This window comes from Kitasatospora sp. NPDC018058 (assembly GCF_044327205.1).
Classification (GTDB): Bacteria; Actinomycetota; Actinomycetes; order Streptomycetales; family Streptomycetaceae; genus Kitasatospora.
This window is the reverse complement of record NZ_JBIRFA010000001.1, coordinates 443,993-460,956: the sequence shown is the minus strand read 5'-3', so window position 1 is coordinate 460,956 and position 16,964 is coordinate 443,993. Positions and strand designations below refer to the sequence as shown.

Genomic DNA, 16,964 nt, shown 5'->3' with positions numbered 1-16,964 from the left:
CAGGCCCTCACCCTCCCGGGTGAGGGCCTGCCGGCTTTCCCCCCGTCACTACCTCGGGTAGGCCCCGTCGGGCCGCTGGTGCCCGCTGCTGAGCTGGTTGCCCTCGTCGTCCGAGACGGTGCCGAACCAGGAGGTACACCAGACCGACACCGAGTCGGGCCAGTACTGCACCTCGAACGGGTGGCCGGGCCCGTAGTCGCCGTACGAGGTGACGATGAAGGTCTCCCCCGGACGCAACCAGTAGTCCTCGCCGAGTGGCTCCAGGGTCAGTTCGACCAGCCCCTCGCCGCGGTTGGTCACCGGCATCCGGCCGGTCACCTCCAGGGCGGAGAAGTCCCAGCCCGCCGCGTCCTGACTCATCCGGCGGCCACCCGGGCGAGCAGTCGGCGGACGGCGGCGTCGAACGCGCCGGGTGCCTCCAGGGCGCTCAGGTGACCCACCCCGGGGACGACGGTCAGCTCGGCGTCCGGGCGGGCCCGTAGCATCCGCTCGGCCTCCTCCGGAGCCACCAGGGCGTCCTGGGCACCCGCGACGACCGACAGCGGCACCCGCAGGCCGGCCAGGACGTCCAGGGAGTCCGGTCGGGCCGCCATGGCCCGCTGGGCCCAGGCGACCGAGGCCGGCGGCGCGGCGGCGACCATCGCCTGCACCCGCTCCACCAGGTGCTGCGAGTCGGGCCCGAGCTGCCCGGCCGCCACCTTCTCGTCCAGCAGCAGCTGGACGCTGTCCCGGGCGGTGACGGCGGCGGCCATCCGCTCCCGGTTGGCCCGGGCGGCGTCGGTGTCGGCGGTGGCGCGGGTGTTGGCCAGCAGCAGTCCGGCCAGCCGCTGCGGGTGGCGGCGGGCGAAGGCCAGCGCCACGTAGCCGCCCATGGAGAGCCCGGCGACCACCGCGCGGTCGATCCCGGCCGCGTCCAGCAGCAGCGCGAGGTCGTCGGCGACCAGGTCCAGCGAGGGTTCGTCGGTGCCCAGCTCGGTGCCGCCGAAACCCCGCTGATCGGGGGCGAGCACCCGGACCTCGTCCCCGGTCAGACCGGGCAGCGCGTCCAGCTGGGTGGACCACATCGAGGCGTTCAACGGAAAGGCGTGCAGCAGCACGAGGGGTGTTCCGGTACCGCTCTCACGGACGGACACTGTGGAGGGGAGCCGACTCACGCGCCCACCTCGCTACGCTCGGCAGGGGCGTTCGCCCGTACGCGCCCCTCAATGATTCGCTCGCTTCGCTCGCTCATGCGCCCAACCTATTGCGGTGCGCCCGGCGGGCCCACTCAGCGGGCTGCGTTATCCGCTTTGTCCTAGCCTGACAAGGAGTAAGGGAGCGCGAATGATCGAGTTGCACGACCTGACAAAGCATTACGGAAAGACGCTCGCCGTGGACGGGCTCAGCTTCCAGGTCCCCCGGGGGGTGGTCACCGGCTTCCTCGGCCCCAACGGCGCCGGCAAGTCCACCACCATGCGCATGATCCTCGACCTCGACCGTCCGACCAGCGGCCGGGTCACCATCGACGGCAAGCGCTACGGGCAACTCAGCGAGCCGCTCAAGTACATCGGCGCACTGCTGGAGGCCAAGGCCGTCCACCCCGGCCGCACCGCCCGCGACCACCTGCTCTGGCTCGCCCAGAGCAACCGCATCCCGGAGCGCCGGGTGGACGAGGTGCTCGCCCTGGTCGGCCTCACCCCGGTCGCCCGCAAACGGGCCCGCGGCTTCTCGCTCGGCATGGGCCAGCGCCTGGGCATCGCCTCCGCCCTGCTCGGCGACCCGGAGATCGTCATGTTCGACGAGCCGGTCAACGGCCTGGACCCGGAGGGCATCCTCTGGATCCGCAACCTGATGAAGCGCCTGGCCGGCGAGGGCCGCACGGTCTTCGTCTCCTCCCACCTGATGAGCGAGATGGCCGTCACCGCCGACCACCTGGTGGTCATCGGCAAGGGCCGGCTGCTCGCCGACCTGCCGATGCCGGAGTTCATCCGGCGCAACTCCCGCTCCGCCGTACGACTGCGCAGCCCTCAGCCCGAGCGCCTGCTCGACGTGCTGACCGGGGCCGGTCTGCGGCACGAGCCGGGCCCGGAGGGCTCCTACGAGGTGCTCGACGGCGACATCGCGATCCTCGGCGAGCTGGCCGCGGCGCACGGCGTGGTGCTGCACGAACTCAGCCCGCAGCAGGCCTCGTTGGAGGAGGCGTTCATGCAGATGACAGCGGACGCGGTGGAGTACCACGCGGGCGACGGACCGGGCCGGGACGCGGCCGGCGCACCTGGCCCCTGGGGCGCCGGCCGGAAGGCGGACGGCACCCGGCCGATCGCCGCGGTGCGACAGGAGGAGAACTGAGATGGCGTCCTTCCCCGCGATCCTGCGCTCCGAGTGGACGAAGATCCGCAGCGTCCGCTCCACCGTCTGGACCCTCGCGCTGGCCTTCGTGGTCACCGTGGGCATCGGTGCGCTGCTGTCCCTGCTCACCAACAACAACTTCACCGAGTTCCGGCGGCACGAGCAGGTCCCGTTCGACGCCACCGGGACGGCCTTCTCCGGCATCATGCTCGGCGAGCTGGCCATCATCGTCTTCGGCGTGCTGGCGATCGGCAACGAGTACAGCAGCGGCATGATCCGGGTCACCCTGGCCGCCGTCCCGCAGCGCGGCACCCTGCTCACCGGCAAGGCGCTGGTGCTCGGCGCACTGGCCCTGGCGGTCTCGCTGGTGACCGTCTTCGTCGCCTTCTTCGTCGGTCAGTCGCTGCTCGGCACCCACTCCACCACCCTGGGCGAGCCGAATGTGCTGCGCGCGGTGTTCGGCGCCGCGCTGTACCTGACGATGCTCTGCCTGTTCTCGGCCGGCGTCACCGCCATGCTCCACAACCAGACGCTCGCCCTCGGCGTGCTGGTGCCGTTCTTCTTCCTGCTCTCGCCGATCCTCTCGGCGGTGCCGAAGGTCAAGACCCTGGCCCACTACTTCCCGGACTACGCGGGCTCGCGGATGCTGCTGGTGTACGAGCAGAACGGCCAGCCGTACGGCCCGTGGGCGGGCTTCGCGATCTGCCTGGCCTGGACCGCGGCGGCCCTGGTCGGCGGCGCACTGGTGTTCAAGAACCGCGACGCGTGAGGCGGTTCGGCACCCGGGGGCAGTCGGTACCGGGTCGGAACCGGTCAGTACCGCGGAGCGCCGCGGCCTCGCAGGATGTTCGAGGCCCGGCGCTCCCGCGCTCCCCAGCACGCGCGGTGCCAGTGCCGCCGGTCGTCCACCCCGGCACCGTGCATCGGCCAGGCCACCACGTGGCCCACCCCGGGCGGGATCTCCTGGTCGCAACCCGGGCAGCGGTAGGAGCGCCCCGAGGTGCCCGCGACCGTCTGGACCACCCAGTCGTCGCCCTGGTAGTTCTCGGTACGGCGCAGCGATCCGCCGAGCGGGGCGGCGGCCGACTCGGCGCTCTCGCGGGGGGCGGCGATCTTGATCCGGTTGCGGCGGGGCACGGCGGACTGCCTCTCTTCCGGGGGCTCGAAGTCGTTCCAGCCTAGGGCCTGTCGCTTGGGCCCGGCCGGGTGCCCGAGCTCTTGAATGGCCTCTATCACGGGTTCGGCCGGTGGTCCGGCGTTTTTGCCGAGATCCACCCGATCATCGAGGAGATTCGGGGTTCCGCGTGCCATTGGCACATGACATCGGATACCCACGAAGGGAACAGGCGGGGCTCGCAGACCCTGCGTGCACCCGAGGAGGCCCCAGGATGACCAAGACCAGCCCCCGCGCCGAGACCCGTCGCCCCGTCGGCGTCCGGCCGCCGGCCCCCGGCCCGGTGCTGACCTCCGTACCACCGCTGACCGCCGTCGCGGGCGAGCCGCTGACCGCCGCGCAACGCACCGGCACGCTGCCGCCGGACACCGCCCCGGTACGGGTCGGCGCGTTCCTGTTGTCCGCGCAGTTCCCCGGGCAGACCCACGGCGAGGCGCTGGAGCGCACCGTCCGGGCCGCCGTCGAGGCCGAACGAGCGGGCCTGGACAGCGTCTGGCTGGCCGAGCACCACTTCGTCCCGTACGGGGTCTGCCCCGACGCCGCGACACTGGCCGCGCTGCTGCTCGGCCGCACCCGCCGGATCGGCGTCGGCACCGCCGTCAGCGTGCTCTCCACCAGCCACCCGGTGGCACTCGGCGAACAGGCCGCACTGCTGCACCTGACCTCCGGCGGGCGCTTCACGCTCGGGGTCGGCCGCGGCGGGCCCTGGATCGACCTGGACGTGTTCGGCAGCGGCGTGGAGGCCTTCGAGAACGGCTTCCCGGAGCGGCTGGACCTGCTGCTGCGCTGGCTGCGCGGCTCCCAGGTGGGCGCGGACGGCCCGCAGTTCTCCTTCCCCGAGGTGCCGGTGGTGCCGCAGGCCACCGAGTCGCTGCGGCGCCCGGGCCTGGGCAGCTGGCTCGGCCTGGACGAGCCGTCCGGCCCGGTGCGCTTCCCGCGCCAGCGCCAGGACACCGGCCTCGGCGAGGAACTCACCACCGCCGGACGGCCGGTGGCCGGCCCGCCGGTGGTGGTCGCCTGCACCTCGCCGAACGGGGTCAGGCTGGCCGCCGAGCGCGGTCTGCCGATGCTGCTCGGCATGCACTCCGGCGACGACGACAAGCTGCGGATGCTGGAGCTCTACCGCACCGCCTGGCTGGCCGCCGGGCGCGGCGAGGAGCAGCTGCGCCGGATCAGCCGCCAGCACGTCGCGGCCGGAGTGGCCCAGGTGGACGACCGGGCCTCGGAGGCCCGGGCCACCCTGCTGAACGCGATGCCCGGCTGGTTCGAGTACGGGCTGGGCGCGCACCGCACCGTGGACGGCCGCGAGCGGAAGATGCGCGACCCGCACCAGTACACCGAACTCCTCTGCGACCTGCACGCGGTGGGCACCCCGAAGCAGTGCGCCGACCGACTGCTGGCCACCGCCGAGCGCACCGGCATCCGGCGGTTCGCCCTGCTCGCCGAGGGCAGCGGCGACCGCGAGACGACCCTGCACAACATCGCCCGGCTCGGCTCCGAGGTGCTGCCGCAGCTCGGTTGAGCCCGTCGGGACGATCGGGTGTGGCCGCCGCCCCCTCCCCCCGCACCGGGGGACGGGGGCAGCCGGCACCACCGGGCTCAGCAGTCCCGCAGCTCCTCGGACTGGTTGAGCAACTGCTCCCGGACGGAGGTGAAGCGGCCGTAGCGCGCCTCGTTGGCCTCCGACGGCAGGAACACCGCCACCCGGTGACAGTTCTGGAACGCCAGCCGTACCCCGAAGTGGCGCTGCAGGGCGCCCCGGATGGCATCGCTGGCCAGGGCGCGCAGCAGCTGGCCACGGGCCTGCTCGCTGGGCGGCGGTACCTGGTTGTCGGCGAAGTCGGTGCCGTCGACCTTCGCCTGGGCGACCAGCGAGCTGATCAGGTCCCAGGCGTACGGCAGCGAGACGCGGACGCAGTCGACGAATTCCCGCTCGTCGACCTCGCCCCGCTCAGCCTTTTCCAGCAGGGCCGGTGAGACGTCGAGCGACATGGATTCTCCTCTCGCGGTCCACCCGCGCGGCGCCCGGGTGGTCGTGCGTGGTCCAAAGCTCACCGTGAGGGTGGGCGAAATCGCATATGGCGTCCGGAACACCGTGGGACGGGGGTTTCCGGCACCTTTGCGAAAGGGCGGAGGCGCCACGGGACGTGACGTCCCGAACACCGACCGCGCCAGAACAGCGTGGCAGTCAACGGCGGAGCAGGCTGGTCATTCCTGGGGATCGCTCCGGAAATACGCCGTGGCGCACCAGATTGGCCAGATCCTGTCGGATCGTTCATCTGAAGTCTCCGTCCCCGTTGACAGCGACCCCGCAGTCATGCCGTCACACAACGTAGCGACCACTCGGCGTGGGCGCCAGAGGGCGGTGGCGGCGGGATTACCGAGCATCCATGTTCGCGGGGTTCGCGGTTTCTTCACCCGGTCGTCGCGGAATCGCATCAACTGGCCCCGGTGGGCTAGCGTGGTCGACCGTGCGTCTCGTAATTGCCCGCTGCTCAGTCGACTATGCCGGTCGGCTCTCCGCCCATCTGCCCTCCGCCACCAGGCTGATCCTGGTCAAGGCCGACGGCAGCGTCAGCATCCACGCCGACGACCGCGCCTACAAGCCGCTCAACTGGATGTCCCCGCCGTGCGCCCTCAAGGAGGCCGACGGGGTCTGGACGGTGGAGAACAAGGCCGGCGAGAAGCTCATCATCACGCTGGAGGAGGTGCTTCACGACTCGTCCCACGAGCTCGGGGTCGACCCCGGCCTGATCAAGGACGGCGTCGAGGCACACCTGCAGGAGCTGCTCGCGGACCGGATGGAGGTGCTCGGTTCCGGCTGGTCGCTGATCCGCCGCGAGTACCCGACCGCGATCGGCCCGGTCGACATCCTCTGCCGCGACGCCGACGGCACCACGGTGGCCGTCGAGATCAAGCGCCGCGGCGAGATCGACGGCGTCGAACAGCTCACCCGCTACCTCGAACTCCTCAACCGGGACCCGCTGTTGGCCCCGGTCAAGGGCGTCTTCGCCGCGCAGGAGATCAAGCCCCAGGCCCGCGTACTGGCCACCGACCGGGGCATCGGCTGCGTGGTGCTGGACTACGACGAACTGCGCGGCATCGACGACGACAAGCTCAAGCTGTTCTGATCGCTCACGTCGGGTTCGCGCTCGGGGAGCCGGTCCCGGACGGCGCCGGCGGCGTAGTCGGCGGTGTCGGCGGCGGCGTGCCCGGGCCGGTCGGCGTCGACGGCTGGCTGTGCGTCGGCGTCGGCGTCGGCGACTGCGAGGGTCGCGGCGGCTGAGGCGGCTGCGGCTGCCCCGGCTGCTGGACCGGCGGCTGCGGCTGCCCCGGTGCGGGCTGCTGCGGTTGCGGCTGCTGCGGGGCGTCCGACCCGGTGGCCCCCGGCGAGGAGCTCGGCTTCCTCGTCGGCGAGGCGCTCGGCGAGTGCGACGCGCTGCCGCTCGCCGAGGCCTCCGGACTGGCGCTCGCCCCCGCCGGGCTGCCCGGCTCGGCGCCGCCCGCACCGGCCGTCCCCGGGCTGCTGCTGGCGGACGGCAGCGGCATCGGCGTGTTCTTGGTGTCGCCGACGTCGTCCAGCCGCCCGTGCGGGTCGTTCCCCTTGTGCTCGTCGGGCCCGGTGATGCTCATCGCCACTGCCGTACCGAGCACCCCGAAGGTGAGCACGGCCGCGGAGGCCACCACCACCCGGCGCCGCTTCCCGGTCCGGGCCTTCAGGCCGGCCGGCACCCGGGCCGCGATCTTGCGGATCACCGGCCCGCGGCCGGGGGCCGCCGCCGCGACCGCGGCTGCGGACAGCTGTCGGCCTTCGGCGCGCAGCAGGTCGAGCATCCGGCGCGCGGCGGCGACCCCGCGCTGCTCCCCGGCGGAGGCCCGCAGGGTGAGCGCGGTCTCCAGTTCGGCGATCGCCCGAGACGGCTGCTGGACGCAGATCGCGTGCACGCCCGCCTCATGGTGGAACCATGCCTGGTCGACCGTCGAACCGGTCCGCCGGGCCGCCTCCAGGCCCAGCTCCAGCACCCGCTCCCAGGCGCCCCAGCGCAGCGCCAGCGCCAGCGCGGGCGCCGCGGCCCGGGCCAGCCGGATCACCGCCTCGTGCCGCCCGGCGGTCCGGTCGGCGAGCAGCACGCCGATCACCACCTCGGCCTCGGCGGCGATCTGCTCCAGCGACACCGAGCTGTGCCCGACCCACCAGGCGAAGTGCTGGGCGGCGCCGTCCACGCAGCCGCGGGCCGGCCAGTGCGGGGCGAGCAGTTCGAGCGCCCCGGCGGTGAGCCGGTGGTGCCCGCCGATGGACACCGCCAGCCCGGCGTCGGCGAGTTCGGCCAGCGCGCTCTCGCCCTGGCCGACGTCGATCAGCGCGGGCAGGTGCGGCGCGGTGGGGCACTCCCCGCCGAGCGCGACGGCGAGCCGCAGCACGGCCTGCGCGGGCTCGCTCAGACCCTCGGCGAGCCGGACGGCGGGCGAGGCGGTCTCGGCGACCGAGAGCAGCGGGACGGTGCGGCGCAGCGCGTTCTCGCGCACCGCCGGGTCGGGGTCGCGGGTGGGCTCGTCGATCGCGCCGAAGACGTCCAGCCGGTCCTCCTCGGCGGCGACCAGCGCGTCCACCGAGACGTCCCGCTGGCGCAGCAGCGCGGCGGCCTGGACGAAGCGCAGCGGCAGGCCCTCGGACTCGAACCAGAGGTCGACGGCCCAGTCCTTCTCGGCCACGTCCAGGGGGCGCCCGGCCTGCCGGGCGGCGAGGGCGAGGCAGGCGGAGCGGGAGAGCCCGGCGACGGTGTGGTCCTGCAGCCGGGAGTCGGCCGGCAGCAGCGGGGTGTCCGGGGCGACGGAGATCAGGAAGACACAGCCGGGGGCCGCGGCGAGCAGCTCCTCCAGCTCGGCGCCGGTGGGCTCGGCCTCGTCGATCACGACGATCGCGCCGATCCCGGCGAGGTGGGCGGCCAGCTGGCCGGGATCGGGCCGGAAGCCGGGGGCGTGGTGGGTGGCCGCGAAGAGGTCCTGGAGCAGGTCGGCGGCGGTGCGGCGGTGTCCGCAGAGCTGGACGACGCCGCCGGGGGCGAGGTCGGCCGCGGCCTCGGCGACGGCCGACAGCAGTGTGCTGCGGCCCGAGCCGGCCTTGCCGACCAGGCGTATCGAGCGGCCCTCGGCGAGCAGGCCGAGCAGTACGGCGATGTCGGCCTCGCGGTCGAGCAGCGGCAGGTCGGCGGGCCCGGCGCCGAGGGCGAGCGGGCCGACCGCGCGGCCGACGCCGCCGGCCGGGCCGCGGGCGGGCTCGCTGCGCTCGATCCGGCGCGGGCGGGGGCGCCACTCCTCCGGACAGGGCCTGGCCTCGGAGCCTTCCGGGGCTCCGACACCGACCAGCAGGCCGCCGGAGACCAGTTCCCCACCGCGGGTGCGGACGGCCTCCTGCCGGAACTCCCCGGTTGGCTGTGCCACGTTCTGCTCCGCATCGTGCTCGGCCGCCGGCGCCCCGCGCCACCCGGCACACGTCTCAATCAGGCCGCGGGCGGGGCCCGGGCGGCCGTTTTCTGACGGGCAGACTCTCGCACATCCTGGCCCGCCCGTGCAGAGCGGTCCGGTGCGGGGGAGGTGGCGGGGCGGGCCCCGGCCTAACGAAGCACTGCCACCTGACAAAGCCCCACTAGAGGATGTGCGCCTCGGCGACGCCGCCGTCGACGGCCAGGATGCGGTGCAGCTTGGTGGCCACCAGCAGCCGCTGGAGCTGCGCGGGGACGGAGCGCAGCACGAGCCGACGGCCGATCCGGCCGGCCCTCCGGTGGGTGCCCATGATCACGCCGAGGCCGGTGGCGTCCCAGAACTCCAGCCGGGCGAGGTCGAGCACGAGGTCGCCGAGGCCGCCGTCCACGGCCTGGTGCAGCCGGGCCCGCGCATCGGCGGCGGTGCGCACGTCGAGGCGGCCTTCGATGGCCAGCGCCGTGTGGTCGCCGGTGATGCGCATGCTCTCCTCCTTCGCCTGGGTGGCCTGCTCGGGGTGGTCCGCCCCGGCCGCGACGGGCTCGGAGGCGGGTAGAGGTCGTGGACGGAACGCCTGTGACGGCTCGGTCCGCACCCGGCCCCGGTCGGAATGCCGGGTTCCCTCATCTGACGGTGAAGCAGCGCCGCAGGTTGCTGGTTTTCGCCCCGGTCTGAAGCAATTTCACTCGTCCGAGGGAATATACGCAGGAACTCTCCACACCTATGCTCGATTACCGCCCAAATCACCCGTCTGCGGCACCCGGCGTGAGGAAACTCACCCGTCCGGCACAGCGGGCCGTACGATTCTCCGATCGCACGGCCCGCCAGGTCGTTCAGCCTTGTCGGCTCACTTGCCTTCGTACGGGTAGAAGCCTCGGCCGCTCTTGCGGCCGAGGTCGCCGGCGGTGACCATGCGGGCCATGATCTCCGGGGCCGCGAACTTCTCGTCCTGGGTCTCGGTGTAGATGTTGCGGGCGGCGTGCAGCAGGATGTCCACGCCGGTCAGGTCGGCGGTCTGCAGCGGGCCCATCGCGTGGCCGAAGCCCAGCCGGCAGGCGGTGTCGATGTCCTCGGCGGTGGCCACGCCCGACTCGTACAGGCGGGCGGCCTCGACGACCAGCGCGGTGATCAGGCGGGTGGTGATGAAGCCGGCCACGTCGCGGTTGACCACCACGACCTCCTTGCCGACGCCCTCGGCGTAGGCGCGGGCGGCGGCCAGCGTCTCGTCACTGGTCTTGTAGCCGCGGACCAGCTCGACCAGCTTCATCATCGGGACCGGCGAGAAGAAGTGCACACCGACGACCGACTCCGGGCGCTGGGTGACGGCGGCGATCCGGGTGATCGGGATGGCGGAGGTGTTGGAGGCCAGCACGGCGCCGTCCTTGGCGAGCTTGTCCAGCTCGCGGAAGACGCCCTCCTTGACCTCCAGGTTCTCGAACACGGCCTCGACCACGATGTCGGCCTCGGCGACGGCGCCCAGGTCGGTGGTGGTGGTGATCCGGCCCAGCGCGGCCTCGGCGTCCTCGGCGCTCAGCTTGCCCTTGGCGACGAACTTCTCGTACGAGGCGCGGATGCCCGCGAGACCGCGCTGCAGCGCTTCCTCGGTGACGTCCCGCAGCACCACCGGGTGGCCGGCCTGCGCGGACACCTGGGCGATGCCGGCGCCCATCAGGCCGGCACCGATCACGGCGATCTGCTTGCTGGACGCATTGCTCATGGCTGGGTCTCCCGATGCCGTCGCCGCCCCGCGGGCGGGCCCTGAAGGCGGCTCAGGGCAGGGGTCGCCGCCTGAGAGCCGCATCGCTCGATTTCTCCCGCCTCGCTGGCGCTCGGCGGTCACTTCCGCGAAGCGCGCCCCCCGATCGGTTCACTCGCTTCGCTCGCTCACGGCGGGACTCTAGTGCCCAAATCCCCCGTGCAATAGCAATCCGGAGTGTGATCTGCAACCGACCTGGTCAGCCGCTCAGGATGCGGATCAGATGGTCAGGCCGAGGTCCTGGGCCAGGATCGCCGCCTGCACCCGGCTGCGCAACCGCAGCTTCGCCAGGATCCGGCTGACATGGGTCTTGGTGGTCGCCTCCGCCATCTCCAGCCGACGGGCGATCTCCCCGTTCGACAGCCCCGCCCCGATGCAGGCCAGCACCTCCCGCTCGCGGGCGGTCAGCCCGGCCACCGCCTCCTTCGCCTCGGGCCCGACCTGCCGCTCCGGGCGGGCGAAGACGCCGATCAGCCGCCTGGTCACCGAGGGCGCCAGCATGCCGTCCCCGCGCGCCACCGTGCGGATGCCCTCGACCAGGGTGTCCGCCTCCAGGTCCTTGAGCAGGAACCCGGCCGCGCCGGCCCGCAGCGCGCCGTAGACGTACTCGTCCAGGTCGAAGGTGGTCAGCACGAGCACCTGGGCGGCCCCGGCGGCGACCACCTGGCGGGTCGCCGAGACGCCGTCCAGCCGGGGCATCTGCACGTCCATCAGCACCACGTCCGGCCGCAGCTCCAGCGCCAACCGGACGGCCTCCTCGCCGTCGGCGGCCTGCCCGACCACCTCGAACTCGGGCTCGGCTCGCAGGATCATCACCAGCGCGGCCCGTACCGCCGCCTGGTCCTCGGCCACCAGCACCCGGATCGTCATGCCCGTCCCCCGCTCTCCCGGCCGCGCGGCAGTACCGCGCGCACCCTCCACCAACCGTCCCGCGGCCCGGCGTCGAAGCTGCCGCCGAGCAGCCCGGCCCGCTCCGACATGCCCACCAGTCCGGCCCGGGCGCCGGGCAGTTCTCGGCCCGGCCCGCCCCGGTACGGGCTGTCGACGCTGATCCGCAGCTCCTGGGGCCCGAACTCCAGCCGCAGGGTGACCAGTCCGGGCCCGGCGTGTTTGAGCGCGTTGGTCAGCGACTCCTGGACGATCCGGTACGCGGCCAGTCCGACCGGCACCGGCACCTCGGCGCGCTCGCCCTCCTCGGTCAGCTCGAACTCCAGCCCCACGTCCTGCCCGGCCGCCCTGGCCTTGGCCAACAGGGCGTCCACCGCGGCCAGGTCGGGCGCCGCGTAGGACTCGTCGGCCTCTCCCCCGCCGCTGTCCCGAAGCAGTCCGATCATGCGACGCATTTCGGCCAATCCCTGGACGCTGTTCTCCCGGATCACCGCCAGCACCTCGACCAGCGGATCGTCCTCGGCCAACCGCCGCCGCCGGGCCACCGCCTGCGCGCCGGTGGCGTGGATCGCGATCGCCGACAGGTGGTTGGCCACCACATCGTGCAACTCCCGCGCCATCCGCGCCCGTTCGGCGCCGACCGCCTCGCGCCGGTCCATCTCCGAGAGCAGCGCGGTCTGTTCGGCCCGCAGCCGCTCGCTCTCCGCCTCCTGCCGGTGCTTACGCACCAGGTCGCCGGTCCACACCGGCGCCAGGAACACCAGCGAGCCGACCACCACGATCAGCAGCCCGGCCGCAGTGCCGCCCACCCACCACGCCAGGGCGGAGAGCACCAGCACCGTCGAGCCACCGGTCAGGTGCAGCACCCGCGACATCCGGTGGGAGCCGTAGAGCACCGCCGCGTACAGCAGATCGGTGTACATGATCGTCGTCGCCAGCAGGCTGCCGGCGAACACGCTCCCCGCGAAGGCCAGCCCGCCGAGCGACACCGCCAGCACCGGCCGAGTCCGCCGGACCAGCTCCAGCCCCGCCATCACCAGTAGCGGCAGCACCACCGCCCAGATCGGCAGGTCGTCGGCGCTGTCGTACACCTTGAAGGCGATCAGCACCGCGCCGCCGAGCACCCCGCACAGGGCGATCAGCTGGTCCACACGGCGCGGGGGGACGGACGGTGCGAGCACGCCCCCATCTCACCATCCCCGGCACCCGCACCGGCTCCCGTCCACGGAGGAGCCCGCTACATCGAAAGATGCAGCCCCGGACGGCACCGTGCGACGACGACACGGCCGCGCCCGCGCACGAGGCTGGACCAGGGCGTGTCTCCAGGGTCCTCGCCGGGCCCGCCGGAACCCGAGGACAGGCCCGGACCGCCGAACCGACCGGGAGCAGAACGTGATCGTCACCCTCATCGTCGCGGCCGAGATCTCCTGGTGGATCGTGCTCGGCCTCGCGCTCTCCGCCCGCTACCTGCTGCGCCTGCGCCGCACCAGCACCGCGCTGCTGATCGGCCTCCCGGTGGTGGACCTCGCCCTGTACGCGCTCACCGTGCTCAACCTGCGCGGCGGCGCCGAGGCGGGCTGGATGCACGCCCTGGCCGCGAGCTACGCCGGCTTCTCGGTCGGCTACGGCCCCTCGCTGGTCCGCTGGGCCGACCGGCACTTCCTGCACCGCTTCGCCGGCAGCCCCAAGCCGCTGCCCTCGCCGAAGTACGGCCCGGAGCGGACCAGGTACGAGTGGCAGGTCGCCGGCCGAACCGTCGTGTCCGCCGTGATCACCCTGGGCCTGATCAGCCTGCTGGTGCCGCTCTCCGCGGGCTCCGCCCACTTCGGCACCTTCAGCCAGTGGTACGTCAAGCTGGGCATCGCGGCCGTGGTGAACCTGGTCGTGGCCGGCTGCTACTCGATCTGGCCCAAGGAGCCGCCGGCCGGCGTGCGGGTCGAGAACGGCCGGGTGGTGGAGCGGAAGGCCCCTGCCGAGCGGGTCTAGCGGTTCTCCCCCGGCACCCAGAGCACGTCGCCGCGCTCCTTGTTGGCCACCCGGGCCAGGATGAACAGCAGGTCGGAGAGCCGGTTGAGGTACTTCGCGGTCAGCGGGTTGACCGAGTCCCCGTACTCCGCGATCGCCGCCCAGGTGGAGCGCTCGGCCCGCCGCACCACCGTGCAGGCCAGGTGCAGGTGGGCCGCGCCGATGGTGCCGCCGGGCAGGATGAAGCTGCGCAGCTTCTCCACCTGCGCCAGGTAGTGGTCGCAGTCACCCTCCAGCCGGTCGATGTAGGACTGCAGCACCCGCAGCGGCGGGTACTTCGGGTCCTCCACCACCGGGGTGGACAGGTCCGCACCGACGTCGAACAGGTCGTTCTGGACCCGGGTGAGCACGGCCACCACGTCCTCGGCCAGTGCGCCGGCCGCCACCGCCACCCCGATCGCCGCGTTCGCCTCGTTGGCGTCGGCGTACGCCATCAGCCGCGGGTCGGTCTTGGTGGTCCGGCTCATGTCGCCGAGCGCGGTGGTGCCGTCGTCACCGGTACGGGTGTAGATGCGCGTCAGATTGACCATGCGGCCAGACTAGCCCGGCGGGTTAGGCGACGTTAACCCTCTCCCAGCCGCCGGCCTGGGGGCACGGCCCGGCCGCCAGGCTGGGGGAGGGTACCCCCACCGCGAGAGTCTCGTCGCTACGCGACGTTGACCCTCTGGCCGGGCGGGGCCGCCTCCAGCCAGGCCAGGAAGCCGGTGAGCGCGTCCTCGCTCATCGCCAGCTCCAGCGGGTCCCCGTTGTGCAGGCAGCGCAGCACCACCGAGCCGGAGAGCAGCGCCAGCTCCTCCTGGCCCTCCGGGTAGCGCCGGCCGAGCACCTCGATCTCCCGGCGCGGCAGCACCTTGCGCGGACGCGGGGCGTACGAGAAGACCCGGAACCACTCGATCGAGTCGCCGCTGTAGCGGCCGATACCAAAAACCCACCCCTTGCCGTCGGTCGGGGGGACCGGGGCTGAGGTGGGTTTGCCGTTCTCGTCGAGGTCGGGCTGCGTCGAGGCGTCGGCGGGCATTTTGAGCCGGTAGCTGCAGTCGAACGTGCCGCCGACCCGCTGGATCAGGCGGCGGCGCACGGCGAAGGCCATCAGGCCGATCACTCCCAGCGCCACGACCGCCGCACACACCACAAGCGCGAGGACCATGCTCACCTACCTCCTCGCTACCCGCGTTCCCCGTTAACGGTCGTACCAGGCGACCGCGCTGACCTACCAACTACGACGACAGTCCCGGGGTCACGCTCGCGCGTCCCCGGGACCGTCGGTCGACCCCGCTAAGCCGGGGTCCGGCGCACTCAGGCGTGGGCCTTGAGGCCGCGCGCCGCGAACAGACGCACCTCGGCGCGACGCTCGGCGTGCTCGTCCAGGTCCGCCTTGGCCTTCTCCAGCGCGCGCTCGGCACGCGCGACGTCGATCTCGTCCGCCAGCTCGGCGATCTCCGCGAGCAGAGACAGCTTGTTGTCGGCGAAGGAGATGAAGCCGCCGTGCACCGCGGCGATCACGGTGCCGCCGTCCACCGTACGGATGGTGACCGGACCGGTCTCCAGCACGCTCAGCACCGGGGTGTGGCCCGGCATGATGCCGGTGTCACCGGAGGCCGTACGGGCGACGACGATGGTGGCCGCACCGGACCACACCTTGCGGTCGGCTGCGACCAGCTCGACGTGCAGCTCAGCCAACGTGGGCTCCTAGGCTCATGCAACGCCCGATTACTCGGGAGTTTCGGTAAGAATAACGGCCCCGCGCCTCCGGCATGAAACCGGCGGCACGGATTTGACCGGAATCACAGCCGATGCGACGCGAGGGGTGGACCCCAGGCTCGGGGGCCACCCCTCACGGTCACTCAGCTGCTACCGGCCGCGATTACTTCTTGGCCAGCTCGGCGGCGTTCTTCTCGAGGTCCTCGATGCCACCGCACATGAAGAAGGCCTGCTCCGGAACGGAGTCGTACTTGCCGTCCGCGATCGCGTTGAAGGCCTCGATGGTCTCCGACAGCGGCACGGTCGAGCCCTCGACACCGGTGAACTGCTTCGCCACGTAGGTGTTCTGCGAGAGGAAGCGCTCGATGCGGCGGGCACGGTGCACCGTGACCTTGTCCTCCTCGGACAGCTCGTCGATACCGAGGATCGCGATGATGTCCTGGAGGTCCTTGTACTTCTGCAGGATCCCCTTGATACGGATGGCCGTGTCGTAGTGGGTCTGCGCGATGTACCGCGGGTCGAGGATGCGGGACGTGGAGTCCAGCGGGTCGACGGCCGGGTAGATGCCCTTCTCCGAGATCGGACGCGACAGAACGGTCGTCGCGTCCAGGTGGGCGAAGGTGGTGGCCGGGGCCGGGTCGGTCAGGTCGTCCGCGGGGACGTAGATCGCCTGCATCGAGGTGATCGAGTGACCGCGGGTCGAGGTGATGCGCTCCTGCAGGAGGCCCATCTCGTCGGCCAGGTTCGGCTGGTAGCCCACCGCGGAGGGCATGCGGCCGAGCAGGGTCGACACCTCGGAACCGGCCTGGGTGAACCGGAAGATGTTGTCGATGAAGAGGAGCACGTCCTGCTTCTCGACGTCACGGAAGTACTCCGCCATGGTCAGCGCGGACAGCGCGACGCGCAGACGGGTGCCCGGCGGCTCGTCCATCTGGCCGAAGACCAGCGCGGTCTTGTCCAGAACGCCCGAGTCGACCATCTCGTCGATGAGGTCGTTGCCCTCACGGGTGCGCTCGCCGACGCCGGCGAACACCGACACACCACCGAAGTTCTCGGCGACGCGGTAGATCATCTCCTGGATCAGAACGGTCTTGCCGACACCGGCACCACCGAACAGACCGATCTTGCCACCCGTGACGTACGGGGTGAGCAGGTCGATGACCTTGATGCCGGTCTCGAACATCTCGGTCTTGGACTCGAGGTCCTTGAACTCGGGGGCCTTGCGGTGGATCGGCCACCGGACCTCGACCTGCGACTCGAACTCGTCCTTGTCGACGTTCAGCACGTCACCGAGGGCGTTGAACACCTTGCCCTTGGTGATCTGGCCGACCGGCACGGAGATCGCGGCACCGGTGTCGGTGACCTGCGAACCGCGGACCAGGCCGTCGGTCGGCTGCATCGAGATGCCGCGGACCATGCCGTCGCCGAGGTGCTGGGCGACCTCGAGGGTCAGGGTCTTCTTGCCCGTGCCGTCGGGGTTCTCGACCTCGACGTGCAGGGCGTTGAACATGTCCGGAATCGCGTCGACGGGGAACTCCACGTCGACGACCGGGCCGATGACCCGCGCGACGCGGCCCGTCGCCGTGGTCGGCTCAACAGTGGTGGTCATAC

The 16,964-nt window shown here is 72.3% G+C and carries 18 protein-coding genes; 5 read left to right on the top strand and 13 right to left on the bottom strand.

Annotated elements, in window-relative coordinates; translation table 11 throughout:
- Positions 1 to 48: 48 nt before the first annotated feature.
- Both ACH4E7_RS02070 and ACH4E7_RS02065 read right to left on the bottom strand, forming a co-directional pair.
- Positions 49 to 360 carry a hypothetical protein gene (locus tag ACH4E7_RS02070; protein ID WP_396247052.1) on the bottom strand — a complete coding sequence of 104 codons (312 nt, stop codon included), beginning with the start codon at positions 358 to 360 and terminating at the stop codon, positions 49 to 51.
- Positions 357 to 1,154 carry an alpha/beta fold hydrolase gene (locus tag ACH4E7_RS02065; RefSeq protein WP_396247051.1) on the bottom strand — a complete coding sequence of 266 codons (798 nt, stop codon included), beginning with the start codon at positions 1,152 to 1,154 and terminating at the stop codon, positions 357 to 359. The genes ACH4E7_RS02070 and ACH4E7_RS02065 overlap by 4 nt, the downstream gene beginning before the upstream one ends.
- A 169-nt stretch (positions 1,155 to 1,323) precedes the next feature.
- Here ACH4E7_RS02065 and ACH4E7_RS02060 point away from each other — a divergent pair, with 169 nt between their 5' ends.
- Positions 1,324 to 2,328 (top strand): ABC transporter ATP-binding protein, encoded by a 1,005-nt coding sequence (locus tag ACH4E7_RS02060; protein ID WP_396247050.1) that lies wholly within the window; start codon positions 1,324 to 1,326, stop codon positions 2,326 to 2,328.
- Position 2,329: 1 nt separating this feature from the next.
- On the top strand, positions 2,330 to 3,097 hold the full coding sequence (locus tag ACH4E7_RS02055; RefSeq protein WP_396247049.1) for an ABC transporter permease subunit: 768 nt from the start codon (positions 2,330 to 2,332) through the stop codon (positions 3,095 to 3,097).
- A gap of 44 nt (positions 3,098 to 3,141) precedes the next feature.
- On the opposite strand, the gene ACH4E7_RS02050 is transcribed toward ACH4E7_RS02055, so the two are convergent.
- Positions 3,142 to 3,465, bottom strand: a complete 324-nt coding sequence (locus ACH4E7_RS02050; RefSeq protein ID WP_396247048.1) for an ATP/GTP-binding protein — start codon at positions 3,463 to 3,465, stop codon at positions 3,142 to 3,144.
- 251 nt (positions 3,466 to 3,716) lie between these two features.
- Between ACH4E7_RS02050 and ACH4E7_RS02045 the strand changes: the two genes are divergently transcribed.
- Entirely contained in the window at positions 3,717 to 5,024 is a 1,308-nt protein-coding gene (locus tag ACH4E7_RS02045) for an LLM class flavin-dependent oxidoreductase (protein WP_396247047.1), read from the top strand.
- Between the two features lie 77 nt (positions 5,025 to 5,101).
- Here the strand turns inward: ACH4E7_RS02045 and ACH4E7_RS02040 are convergent, their stop codons facing one another.
- Positions 5,102 to 5,494 (bottom strand): SCO5389 family protein, encoded by a 393-nt coding sequence (locus tag ACH4E7_RS02040; RefSeq protein WP_380452930.1) that lies wholly within the window; start codon positions 5,492 to 5,494, stop codon positions 5,102 to 5,104.
- A 479-nt stretch (positions 5,495 to 5,973) separates the two neighbouring features.
- On the opposite strand from ACH4E7_RS02040, the gene nucS reads away from it, so the two are divergent.
- Positions 5,974 to 6,633 (top strand): endonuclease NucS, encoded by a 660-nt coding sequence (nucS, locus tag ACH4E7_RS02035; protein ID WP_350575981.1) that lies wholly within the window; start codon positions 5,974 to 5,976, stop codon positions 6,631 to 6,633.
- 4 nt (positions 6,634 to 6,637) lie between these two features.
- Here nucS and ACH4E7_RS02030 read toward each other — a convergent pair whose 3' ends face one another.
- The 5 genes from ACH4E7_RS02030 to ACH4E7_RS02010 all read right to left on the bottom strand — a co-directional run bounded on the left by ACH4E7_RS02030 (position 6,638) and on the right by ACH4E7_RS02010 (position 12,808).
- Positions 6,638 to 8,944 (bottom strand): ATP-binding protein, encoded by a 2,307-nt coding sequence (locus tag ACH4E7_RS02030; protein WP_396247046.1) that lies wholly within the window; start codon positions 8,942 to 8,944, stop codon positions 6,638 to 6,640.
- 205 nt (positions 8,945 to 9,149) lie between these two features.
- Positions 9,150 to 9,467, bottom strand: a complete 318-nt coding sequence (locus ACH4E7_RS02025) for an STAS domain-containing protein (protein ID WP_355671458.1) — start codon at positions 9,465 to 9,467, stop codon at positions 9,150 to 9,152.
- Between the two features lie 363 nt (positions 9,468 to 9,830).
- Positions 9,831 to 10,700, bottom strand: a complete 870-nt coding sequence (locus ACH4E7_RS02020; RefSeq protein WP_396247045.1) for a 3-hydroxyacyl-CoA dehydrogenase family protein — start codon at positions 10,698 to 10,700, stop codon at positions 9,831 to 9,833.
- Positions 10,701 to 10,958: 258 nt separating this feature from the next.
- Positions 10,959 to 11,609 (bottom strand): response regulator, encoded by a 651-nt coding sequence (locus tag ACH4E7_RS02015; RefSeq protein WP_396247044.1) that lies wholly within the window; start codon positions 11,607 to 11,609, stop codon positions 10,959 to 10,961.
- Positions 11,606 to 12,808 carry a sensor histidine kinase gene (locus ACH4E7_RS02010; RefSeq protein WP_396247043.1) on the bottom strand — a complete coding sequence of 401 codons (1,203 nt, stop codon included), beginning with the start codon at positions 12,806 to 12,808 and terminating at the stop codon, positions 11,606 to 11,608. The genes ACH4E7_RS02015 and ACH4E7_RS02010 overlap by 4 nt, the downstream gene beginning before the upstream one ends.
- Before the next feature lie 211 nt (positions 12,809 to 13,019).
- On the opposite strand from ACH4E7_RS02010, the gene ACH4E7_RS02005 reads away from it, so the two are divergent.
- Positions 13,020 to 13,613 carry a hypothetical protein gene (locus ACH4E7_RS02005; RefSeq protein ID WP_396247042.1) on the top strand — a complete coding sequence of 198 codons (594 nt, stop codon included), beginning with the start codon at positions 13,020 to 13,022 and terminating at the stop codon, positions 13,611 to 13,613.
- Here the strand turns inward: ACH4E7_RS02005 and ACH4E7_RS02000 are convergent.
- The 4 genes from ACH4E7_RS02000 to atpD all read right to left on the bottom strand — a co-directional run bounded on the left by ACH4E7_RS02000 (position 13,610) and on the right by atpD (position 16,962).
- Positions 13,610 to 14,182: a cob(I)yrinic acid a,c-diamide adenosyltransferase gene (locus ACH4E7_RS02000; RefSeq protein WP_396247041.1), complete on the bottom strand. Its 573-nt coding sequence runs from the start codon at positions 14,180 to 14,182 to the stop codon at positions 13,610 to 13,612. The two genes, ACH4E7_RS02005 and ACH4E7_RS02000, sit on opposite strands and share 4 nt — an antisense overlap.
- Positions 14,183 to 14,298: 116 nt before the next feature.
- Complete coding sequence (locus tag ACH4E7_RS01995; protein WP_270144010.1) at positions 14,299 to 14,799, bottom strand: DUF2550 domain-containing protein; 501 nt, start codon at positions 14,797 to 14,799, stop codon at positions 14,299 to 14,301.
- A gap of 149 nt (positions 14,800 to 14,948) precedes the next feature.
- Positions 14,949 to 15,332: a F0F1 ATP synthase subunit epsilon gene (locus ACH4E7_RS01990; protein WP_396247040.1), complete on the bottom strand. Its 384-nt coding sequence runs from the start codon at positions 15,330 to 15,332 to the stop codon at positions 14,949 to 14,951.
- A gap of 184 nt (positions 15,333 to 15,516) precedes the next feature.
- The gene (atpD, locus tag ACH4E7_RS01985) at positions 15,517 to 16,962 is read right to left on the bottom strand and encodes a F0F1 ATP synthase subunit beta (RefSeq protein ID WP_396247039.1); all 1,446 of its coding nucleotides are present in this window, start codon (positions 16,960 to 16,962) and stop codon (positions 15,517 to 15,519) included.
- Between the last annotated feature and the right edge of the window lie 2 nt (positions 16,963 to 16,964).